The organism is Streptomyces sp. NPDC000345 (genome assembly GCF_042898825.1).
Taxonomy (GTDB): domain Bacteria; phylum Actinomycetota; class Actinomycetes; order Streptomycetales; family Streptomycetaceae; genus Streptomyces.
This window is the reverse complement of the sequence record NZ_JBIAZE010000015.1, coordinates 209,284-217,943: the sequence shown is the minus strand read 5'-3', so window position 1 is coordinate 217,943 and position 8,660 is coordinate 209,284. Positions and strand designations below refer to the sequence as shown.

Annotated in this window: 8 protein-coding genes and 2 pseudogenes; 5 read left to right on the top strand and 5 right to left on the bottom strand. The window is 74.7% G+C overall.

Going from position 1 to position 8,660, the window contains the following annotated elements:
- A pseudogene (locus ACFY30_RS30960) lies at window positions 1-324 on the bottom strand (transporter); the annotation flags it as partial.
- Window positions 325-382: 58 nt separating this feature from the next.
- On the opposite strand from ACFY30_RS30960, the pseudogene ACFY30_RS30955 reads away from it, so the two are divergent.
- Window positions 383-511: pseudogene (locus ACFY30_RS30955) on the top strand (amidohydrolase family protein); the annotation flags it as partial.
- Window positions 512-543: 32 nt separating this feature from the next.
- Here the strand turns inward: ACFY30_RS30955 and ACFY30_RS30950 are convergent.
- Window positions 544-1,263, bottom strand: coding sequence for a DinB family protein (locus ACFY30_RS30950; RefSeq protein WP_390848437.1), 720 nt, complete (start codon window positions 1,261-1,263; stop codon window positions 544-546).
- A 139-nt stretch (window positions 1,264-1,402) separates the two neighbouring features.
- On the opposite strand from ACFY30_RS30950, the gene ACFY30_RS30945 reads away from it, so the two are divergent.
- Both ACFY30_RS30945 and ACFY30_RS30940 read left to right on the top strand, forming a co-directional pair.
- Window positions 1,403-1,885: a MarR family winged helix-turn-helix transcriptional regulator gene (locus ACFY30_RS30945; protein WP_390848436.1), complete on the top strand. Its 483-nt coding sequence runs from the start codon at window positions 1,403-1,405 to the stop codon at window positions 1,883-1,885.
- Window positions 1,886-1,933: 48 nt separating this feature from the next.
- Window positions 1,934-2,311: a tetratricopeptide repeat protein gene (locus ACFY30_RS30940; protein ID WP_390848435.1), complete on the top strand. Its 378-nt coding sequence runs from the start codon at window positions 1,934-1,936 to the stop codon at window positions 2,309-2,311.
- 98 nt (window positions 2,312-2,409) lie between these two features.
- Here ACFY30_RS30940 and ACFY30_RS30935 read toward each other — a convergent pair whose 3' ends face one another.
- Window positions 2,410-3,813, bottom strand: coding sequence for a PepSY-associated TM helix domain-containing protein (locus ACFY30_RS30935; protein ID WP_390848434.1), 1,404 nt, complete (start codon window positions 3,811-3,813; stop codon window positions 2,410-2,412).
- 132 nt (window positions 3,814-3,945) lie between these two features.
- On the opposite strand from ACFY30_RS30935, the gene ACFY30_RS30930 reads away from it, so the two are divergent.
- Window positions 3,946-4,593 carry a peptide deformylase gene (locus ACFY30_RS30930; RefSeq protein ID WP_390848433.1) on the top strand — a complete coding sequence of 216 codons (648 nt, stop codon included), beginning with the start codon at window positions 3,946-3,948 and terminating at the stop codon, window positions 4,591-4,593.
- A 590-nt stretch (window positions 4,594-5,183) separates the two neighbouring features.
- Here the strand turns inward: ACFY30_RS30930 and ACFY30_RS30925 are convergent.
- Window positions 5,184-6,602 carry a dihydrolipoyl dehydrogenase family protein gene (locus ACFY30_RS30925; protein ID WP_390848432.1) on the bottom strand — a complete coding sequence of 473 codons (1,419 nt, stop codon included), beginning with the start codon at window positions 6,600-6,602 and terminating at the stop codon, window positions 5,184-5,186.
- Window positions 6,603-6,745: 143 nt separating this feature from the next.
- Between ACFY30_RS30925 and trxA the strand changes: the two genes are divergently transcribed.
- Window positions 6,746-7,126 (top strand): thioredoxin, encoded by a 381-nt coding sequence (gene trxA, locus ACFY30_RS30920; RefSeq protein ID WP_390848431.1) that lies wholly within the window; start codon window positions 6,746-6,748, stop codon window positions 7,124-7,126.
- An 83-nt stretch (window positions 7,127-7,209) separates the two neighbouring features.
- On the opposite strand, the gene ACFY30_RS30915 is transcribed toward trxA, so the two are convergent.
- Window positions 7,210-8,655: an aldehyde dehydrogenase family protein gene (locus ACFY30_RS30915; RefSeq protein ID WP_390848430.1), complete on the bottom strand. Its 1,446-nt coding sequence runs from the start codon at window positions 8,653-8,655 to the stop codon at window positions 7,210-7,212.
- Window positions 8,656-8,660: the final 5 nt, after the last annotated feature.

Here is an 8,660-nt window from a genome sequence, read left to right as displayed (position 1 = left end):
GGGCGGCGAGCGCGGTGTCGAGGTCGGCCGCCCGGGGGCGGTTGTGGGGCAGCCTGCCGAGGAGGGCCGCCATGCCGCAGGTGTTCGTGAGCGCGAGAAGACCGGGCCGCCCGCGATACCCGGCCGAGATCAGCTGGAGGAGCGCACGAGCAGACCGAGGACGATGCCGGTCAGGACCGGGCTGCCCGCGGTGAAGCGGACCGGGCGTTCCATGCTCCAGCCGGCGCGGGAGCCGCAGGCGACCGGCGTGTGCACGTCGTGTCCTCCTGCGGCCCAGGCACCGGTGCCGCCGGTGAGCGTGGCCGTGGGGACGCCCTGCGCGGCCGGCACGCCCGGCCGTCGGGGCCGGGCCTCCCGACGTGGGGCCCGGGAGCCCGCGCCGGGCAACCGGGCCGATCTCGTCGTCCTCGACCGGGACCCCTTCGCGGCCCCGCCCGAGGCCATCGCCGACACCCGCGTCCGCCTCACCCACGTCGACGGCCGCCGCGTCCACGCGGCCCCCGACGCCTGACGGCCCGCGGGGTTCTCCGGACCCCTCCCGGACTACCCGGAAGCGGTGAAGCGGGTCCGCCACAGGTCGCGGAGCAGCGCGATCTCGGCCATGTGGTGGATGAACTCCAGGTTGGATCCCGCCAGCACGTCGACGAACGGGTCGTCGGGATCCGAGCCGTACGGGTACTGCGGGAAGCCGACCGTGTCGAGCTGTTCGTCGGTGACGGCGCCGACGCTCTCGCGCCAGCGGTCGATCACGGTCCAGAACCGCTCGAGCGCCAGGGTGGCGGAGGGGGTGAAGTCGACCAGCAGCTTCGGATCCTGCCGCCGTGCGCCGAAGGTCCACTCCCAGCCGCCCGCGAAGCAGAAGTGCAGGTGCGCCAGCCGCCATGCGATGGTCGTGACCGGCGTCGTGTCGGGCTCCGGCGTGCCGGTGTGGGCGAGGACCTGCTCGACCCGCTCGACGCTCACGCTCCAGTCCTCGGCGATCCTGGCGACGGTCATGCCGCCGGCGGCCTGCCGGGCGACCTCGGCGTACTCGCTCGCCGGGATGTCCGGGGCCCCCAGGTCCAGCACCCACTCCCCCGGCCCGAAGGCCCTGGGCGTCGCCGCCTCCCCCCTGCGCCGGACCGACCAGCAGCCGGGCACCGGCTCCCACAGGTACTCCTCGTCGCCGAGACCCGTCAGCCGCACCTCGGCCATCTCCCTGGCCTGGTCGAACTGTTGGAGCAGTAAGCCCAGGCGGTCCGTCCGCGTGCCCCCGGTCTGCATGCCAGGCTCCCCTCACCCTCACGTCCGGCACCTCGTGGCGCTCAGGCGGAAGGTAACGGCTCGCCTCACGGGGCGCGACCGATTTCCTCGCGGACGGAGAAAGCAGCCATGGACATGGTAGCCATGTAACCTATCGGCCATGAGCAAGGGTCCCGCGCAGGCCACGCCCGGCTTCCTGGTGTGGCGTCTGTCGACGAAGTGGCGCGTGGCGGTCGACCGGGCGGTGGCTCCGCTCGGCCTCACCCACGCGCAGTACGCACTGGTGACGTCGCTGTACGGCATGCAGCGCCGGGGCGAACGCCCCAGCCAGCGCCGGCTGGCCGACCACACCGGTCTCGAGCCGCTCTACGTCTCGAAGCTGGCCCGCGCCCTGGAGGCCGGCGGCCTGATCGAGCGGACCCGGGACCCCCGGGACCCGCGCGCGGTGCAGCTCGCGCTCACCGAGCAGGGCCAGGACGTCGGCCGACGGGCGATCAAGGTCGTCCAGGGGCTGCTGGAGCGGCTGCTGGAGCCCCTCGGCGGTCTGGACAGCGCCCGGACGCAGGCGTTCACCGCCGAACTCACCGCCCTGCTCGACGTACCGCTCGATCTCGCCGAGACCCCGGGGAAGGCAGCGGAATAGGCGGCCACCCGGCGCGGTTGACGGCCGCGGAGGAGGTCACGAGTGGACATGACATACACCACGGCGTACGACACGGCGCAGGAGTCCGGGTACTACTCCCACGGCACTCCGGCCGAGCGCTGGGAGCGCGCGCGGCTGTTCTTCGACGCGCGGGACTACACCGCGGCCGCGCGGGTGCTGGACGGGCTGGTCGAGGAGGTGCCGGAGCAGACCGGTCCCCGGCTGCTGCTGGCCCGCGCCTACTACCACTCGGCCCAACTGGGCCGCGCCGAGACCGAGTTGCGCCGGATCGTCGAGCACGACCCGGTGGAGCACTACGCCCGGCTGATGCTGGGCCGCACCCTGGAACGGCAGGGACGGCACGCGGAGGCGGCACCGCATCTGCGGATCGCCTCGGCGCTGGCGGGGGACTTCCCGCAGGACTGACCGGCACGGAAGGAGCGGCCCGGCGGCGGACTTCGCCGCCGGGCCGCTCCCGTGTGCGGGCGTCGGGACCTTCGCCGGCCCCACCCGCCGGCGCGGGTTCACGCCGCCGTCGGCCGCCCCCGCCGGTGCGCGATCTCCCCGAGCACCACGTCCAGCACCCAGAACCCGGCGAGCGGGATGCCGAGGAGCGGGACGAAGTAGCCGAGCACGGCGATCACCGCCAGCAGCGGGACCAGGACGTACGGCGGGACCTTCGCCCAGGCGCCGCGCGGGACCGGGCGGCCGAAGGCGCCGCCGCGGCCGCGCTGCCACCACATGCGGTACCCCCACACGATCAGCAGGACCAGGGACAGCGCGAGCAGCATCAGCGCGATCTGGTTGGCGAGACCGAACAGGACGCCGGTGTGCAGGTCGATGCCCCAGCGGGTCAGTTTGGCGAGCAGCGGGAAGTCGTCGAAGCGCAGTACGTCGGTGACCTCGCCGGTGGCCGGGTCGATCGCGACGGAGTCCTGCTTCTCGGGCCAGCTGCGCTGCACCTGCTTCACGACGTACGCGGAGGTCGCGTCGGCGGGCGGGACGATCTCGACCGGGTCGCCCAGCCCCTCGGCCCGCGCGGCCGCCAGGATCTTGTCGAGGCCGACGCCGTGCTCGCCGTCGCCGCCCGCACCGGAGGCCGCGTCGTGGCCGGCGTGCTCACCGCCGCTCACCGTGGCCGAGATCGACGGGGTGGCCTGCTTGAGGGAGGTGCGCAGCTCGTCGATGTGGGCGCCCGCGTAGGCCGACCAGGTCAGACCGGTCGCGGACAGGAAGAAGAAGCCGGCGGCGGCCCAGACGCCGACGGTGCCGTGCAGGCCGAGCGTGCGGCGGCGGCCGCTGGTGCCGCGGACCTTGCGCAGGGCGCGGCGGCGGGAGAACCACAGCACGATGCCTCCGGCGGCTATGACCCACAGCCAGCTCGCGGCGAACTCGCTGTAGAGGCGGCCGGTTTCGCCGAGGTGCAGGTTGCGGTGGAGTCCGGAGATCCAGGTGCGCAGCGGCAGCGCGCCGGTCGAGCCGTACTGCTCCAGCGCGCCGCGCACCTTGCCGGTGTACGGGTCGACGAACACGGCGAGGGTGTGCTCGGGGTCGACTCCCTCCACGCCGGACAGCATCACCCTGGTGCTGGCGTCGGCCTCCGGGGAGGGCCGGACCGCCGCGACCGTGCCCTCGGGGTGCGCCTTGCGCGCCGCGGCCACCTGTTCGGAGATCGGCAGTCGGGCGTCGCCGACCGAGACGGTCATCTCGTGCGCGTACACGATCTTCTCGGCCTGGAACGCGCCCGCGTACAGGAAACCGGTGACGGCGGCGACCAGCAGGAACGGAGCGACCAACACGCCCGCGTAGAAGTGCAGGCGCAGGACAAGGGGGCGCAACGGGGCCCATGGACCGGGGGACTTCGGGGCGGGCGCTGCGGCTGCCTCGGGGGCCTCGTCCGGGGTGGTGGTCGGGGGGGCGGTGGACATCGGCGGGCTTCTCCGGGGTCAGGGGGACGTATTGAGCCGTGACGGTCCAGTAGTCGGACCGGGCCGGGGCCGAGTTCCCGCCACTTCCAGTGACCTGCGTCACATGGACTGTGGCCGTGGCATGCTGGCCCGATGGCAGCTCCCCCTCCCCGCACGCCCCTGGTCGACCGCATCGAGGAACTCCTCGCCCCCGGCGGCCCGTTGCCCATCGTCGCGGCCGGCGACCCGGTCCTGCGGCGCGGCACCGAGCGCTACGAGGGACAGCTCGGCCCGGCGCTGCTGGCCCGGTTCGTCGAGGCGCTGCGCGCCACCATGCACGCGGCTCCCGGCGTCGGTCTGGCCGCGCCGCAGGTCGGCGTGGAGCTGCGGATCGCGGTGATCGAGGATCCGGCACCGGTGCCGGAGGAGGTGCGGGTGGCCCGCGGCCGGGTGCCGCAGCCGTTCCGGGTGCTGGTCAACCCGTCGTACGAGCCCGTCGGTGCGGCCCGTGCCGCGTTCTTCGAGGGCTGTCTGAGCGTGCCCGGGTACCAGGCGGTGGTGGCCCGCCCCGCCGAGGTCCGCCTGACGGGCGAGGACGAGCGGGGGCGGGCGCTGGACGAGGTGTTCGCCGGATGGCCCGCCCGCATCGTCCAGCACGAGACGGACCACCTCGACGGCATGCTCTACCTCGACCGGGCCGAACCCCGCTCGCTCGCCGCCAACCAGGCGGTCCTGGAACGGTGGTCACAGCCGACCCCGGCGGATGCGGCAAGAGCGCTGACATTCGACCTGCCCCACTGATCCGCCCGCAGCCACACCCCGCCGCCCCCGACGGCAGCCGTGGGCGCGGGTCGGGCGTGCCAGGGGCGTGGCGGCCGTCGTCGGGTGGGGCGGTGCGGGAGGTACGCGCGACCCGCACACGTCACGGCCGAGGGGCACCGGCCCGCCCCGGCCCCGCGCACCCGGCGGCCGAGAGCCCTAACGCCTGGCCCCTCGTCGCGGCGCGGCGGGTGGGGTGCGGGGGCCGTTGACCGGGGCGGCGGCTGCTGTGGGCGCGTGGCTGGGGCCCCGCACCCGGCCTGCACGGCCTCCTTCCACGGTGGCCGGGCAGCCGCGCGGCATCGGCACCGGGCCGGCGCGCAGCCCTCCCGCGCACATCAGCCGGGAATCGCCGCTCAACCCGGCGCGCAGCCTCGCGCACATCAGCCGGGGAACACCGCGTGCCCCGACGCGCCCCCGCCCCGCGCACATCGGCCGTGGAACGCCGGACGACCCGGCGCGCCCCTCCCGCGCACACCCCCGCCGGAGCGCACCAGCCACTCCCGGCGGCCCGCGCCCCGCCCGTACCCCGGCCGAGGGACACCGGTCCCCCGGCCGGTCGGCGGAGGGGGTCAGTTGTCGCGGTAGGCCTCCAGCAGCCGCAGCCAGACCTCGCTGATCGTCGGGTAGGACGGGACCGCGTGCCACAGGCGGGCGATCGGGACCTGGCCGGTGACGGCGACGGTCGCGGAGTGGATGAGTTCGCCGACGCCCGGGCCGGCGAAGGTGACCCCGCGCAGGATCTCCTCGTCCAGGTCGACGACCATCCGGGCGCGGCCCCTGTAGCCCTCGGCGTACAGGCCGGCCCCGGCCACCGACGTCATGTCGACGTCGACGGCCCGCACCCGGTAGCCGGCCTGTTCGGCCTCCGCGAGGGAGAGGCCGACCGCGGCCGCCTCGGGGTCGGTGAAGACGACCTGGGGGACGCATTCGTGGTCGGCCGTCGCGGCGTGGGCGCTCCACGGCTCGGTCCCGTCCAGGGGGGTGCCGGCGGCGCGGGCGGCGATGGCGGCGCCCGCGATCCGGGCCTGGTACTTGCCCTGGTGGGTGAGCAGCACACGGTGGTTGACGTCGCCGACCCCGTACAGCCAGTCGGTGCCGGTGACGCGCAGGCTGTCGTCGACGGTGAGCCAGGAGCCGGGTTCGAGGCCGACCGTGTCGAGGCCGATGTCGTCGGTGCGCGGGGCACGGCCGGTGGCGAAGAGGATCTCGTCGGCCTCGATGCGGTCGCCGTCGCCGGTGACGACCACGACGGTGCCGTCCGAGCGGGTCACCGACTTCACCGAGGTGCCGGTCCGTACGTCCGCTCCTGCCTCGCTCAGCGCCTCGGCGACGAGTTCGCCGGCGAAGGGCTCCATGCGGTTCAGCAGGCCCTTGCCGCGCACCAGCACGGTGACCTGCGCGCCGAGGGCCTGAAAGGCGGTGGCCATCTCGGTGGCCACGACCCCGCCGCCGACCACGACGAGCCGGCCGGGCACGGACCGGGCGCTGGTCGCCTCGCGGCTCGTCCAGGGCTTGACCTCGGCGAGGCCCGGCAGATCGGGCAGGACGGCGCGGGTGCCGGTGGAGACGACGACGGCATGGCGGGCGGTGAGCGTGCGGTCCCCCACCGTCACCGTGCGGGGGCCGGTGAGTCTGCCGTGGCCGCGGTAGAGGTCGGCGCCGATGCCGTTCAGCCAGTCGGCCTGGCCGTCGTCCGTCCAGTCGCCGGTGTACCAGTCGCGGCGGGCGAAGATCGCCGCGGCGTCCAGCGGGCCCTGTACCGCCTGGCGCAGGCCGGGCAGGCGGCGGGCGTCGGCCCGGGCGATGACCGGTCGCAGCAGGGCCTTGCTGGGCATGCAGGCCCAGTACGAGCACTCGCCGCCGATCAGTTCGCTCTCCACGACCGCGGTGGTGAGACCGGCCGCGCGGGTGCGGTCGGCGACGTTCTCCCCCACGGGCCCGGCCCCGAGCACCACGACGTCGTACGCGATGGTTTCCGTTTCCGTCATGGGGTCAGTCTGGTGGGTGGTGTGCGGGGTGGCCACACGGGTAGGGGCGCGGAATACGCGGCAGGCCGCCCGTGTTGTGCGGACGGCTTCACCCCATGCCGGGAGGCACCCGGCAGGAAGCACCGGGAAGAAGGATTCAGGTCATGAGCAGCACCGTGGAGCTCACCAAGGAGAACTTCGACCAGACGGTCACCGACAACGACTTCGTCCTGATCGACTTCTGGGCGTCCTGGTGCGGGCCGTGCCGTCAGTTCGCCCCGGTCTACGAGAAGGCCGCCGAGGAGAACCCGGACCTGGTCTTCGGCAAGGTGGACACCGAGGCGCAGCCGGAGCTGGCCGCGGCCTTCGGCATCCAGTCCATCCCCACCCTGATGATCGTCCGCGACCGGGTGGCGGTGTTCGCCCAGCCCGGCGCCCTGCCCGAGCCCGCCCTGGCGGACGTGATCGGACAGGCGCGCAAGCTGGACATGGACGAGGTCCGCAAGGCCGTCGAGGCCCAGCAGGCCGAGGCCGCCGGCGAGTAGTCCCGGACCCGGTGCGCGTGGCCCGGATCCGGTACCGCGGCAGGCCACGTCTGCGCGACGGGCGAACGCCGCCCGTCGCGGAACTAGAAGGGGTACGGCGCCACGTCCCCGCGCACCGTCGTCCAGCGCACGTCGGTGAAGGCGTCCAGGTTGGCCTCGCCGCCGAAGCGGGCGCCGGTGCCGGAGGCGGCGACGCCTCCGAAGGGAGCCACGGCCTCGTCGTTCACCGTCTGGTCGTTGATGTGGACGATGCCGGTGGGGATGCGCTCGGCGAGGTCCAGGCCGCGGGCGGCGTCACGGGTGACGATGCCCAGGGAGAGCCCGTAGGCGCTGCGGGCGGCCAGCGCGGCGGCCTCGTCGGGGCCGGTGAAGGGCCGCACGGGGGCCACCGGCCCGAAGACCTCCTCCGCGTACGCGGGTGTGGCGTCGTCCACGCCCGCGAGGACGGTCGGCCGGTAGAAGAGGTTCTCGTGGGTGCCGCCCGCGGCGAGTTTCGCGCCGCCCGCCGTGCTGGCCTCCACCAGGCCGTGCACCTTGGCGAGCTGGCCGCCGTCGATGAGCGGGCCGAGGTGGACCTGCGCGCGGTGCGGGTCGCCGACGGCCAGGGAGTCCGCCTTGGCCGCGAGCCGTTCGACGTACTCCTCGTAGAGCGAGGCGTGGACCAGGTGCCGGCCGGTGGTCATGCAGATCTGGCCCTGGTGGAAGAACGAGCCCCAGGCGGCCGTGGAGATCACGGCGTCGAGGTCGGCGTCCTCCAGCACGATCAGGGCGGAGTTGCCGCCCAGTTCCAGGTGGGCGCGCTTGAGGTGGCGTCCGGCGGCCTCGCCGACCGCGCGGCCCGCGGCGGTGGAGCCGGTGAAGGAGATCACCGGCGCGAGCGGGTCGGCGACCAGGGCGGCGCCCGTCTCGGCACCGCCGGGCAGCACCTGCAGCAGGCCCTCGGGCAGTCCCGCCTCGGCGAAGACCGCGGCCAGGGAGAGGCCGCCGCAGACCGCCGTGCGGGGGTCCGGCTTGAGCACGACCGCGTTGCCGAGCGCGAGGGCGGGCGCCACCGAGCGGATGGACAGGATCAGCGGGGCGTTGAACGGGGAGATCACGCCGACCACGCCGACCGGGACCCGCCGGGTGTACGACAGCCGGGGCGCCTCGCTGGGCAGGACCTGGCCGGCCGGACGGGAGGCGAGGGCGGCGGCCTCGTAGCACTCCTGGGCGGCGACGTGCAGTTCGAAGTCGGCCTTGCCGGCGATGGAGCCGGACTCGCGGACGATCCACTCGCGCAGTTCACCGGCGTGCGCCGTGAACAGGTCACCGGCCTTGCGCAGCACGCCGGCGCGGACGAAGTGGGGCAGGCGGGCCCACTCGGTCTGGGCGGCCCGGGCGGCCTCGGCGGCCGGGGCCACGTCCTCGGCGGCGGCCAGGGTGACCGTGCCGAGCGGGTCGCCGGTGGCGGGTTCGGTGACGGTGTGCTGCCCGCCGGTCAGGGCGCGGGACGGCGAGGTCTGCCAGGTCTGGGGGTCGAGCAGCGGCATGGATG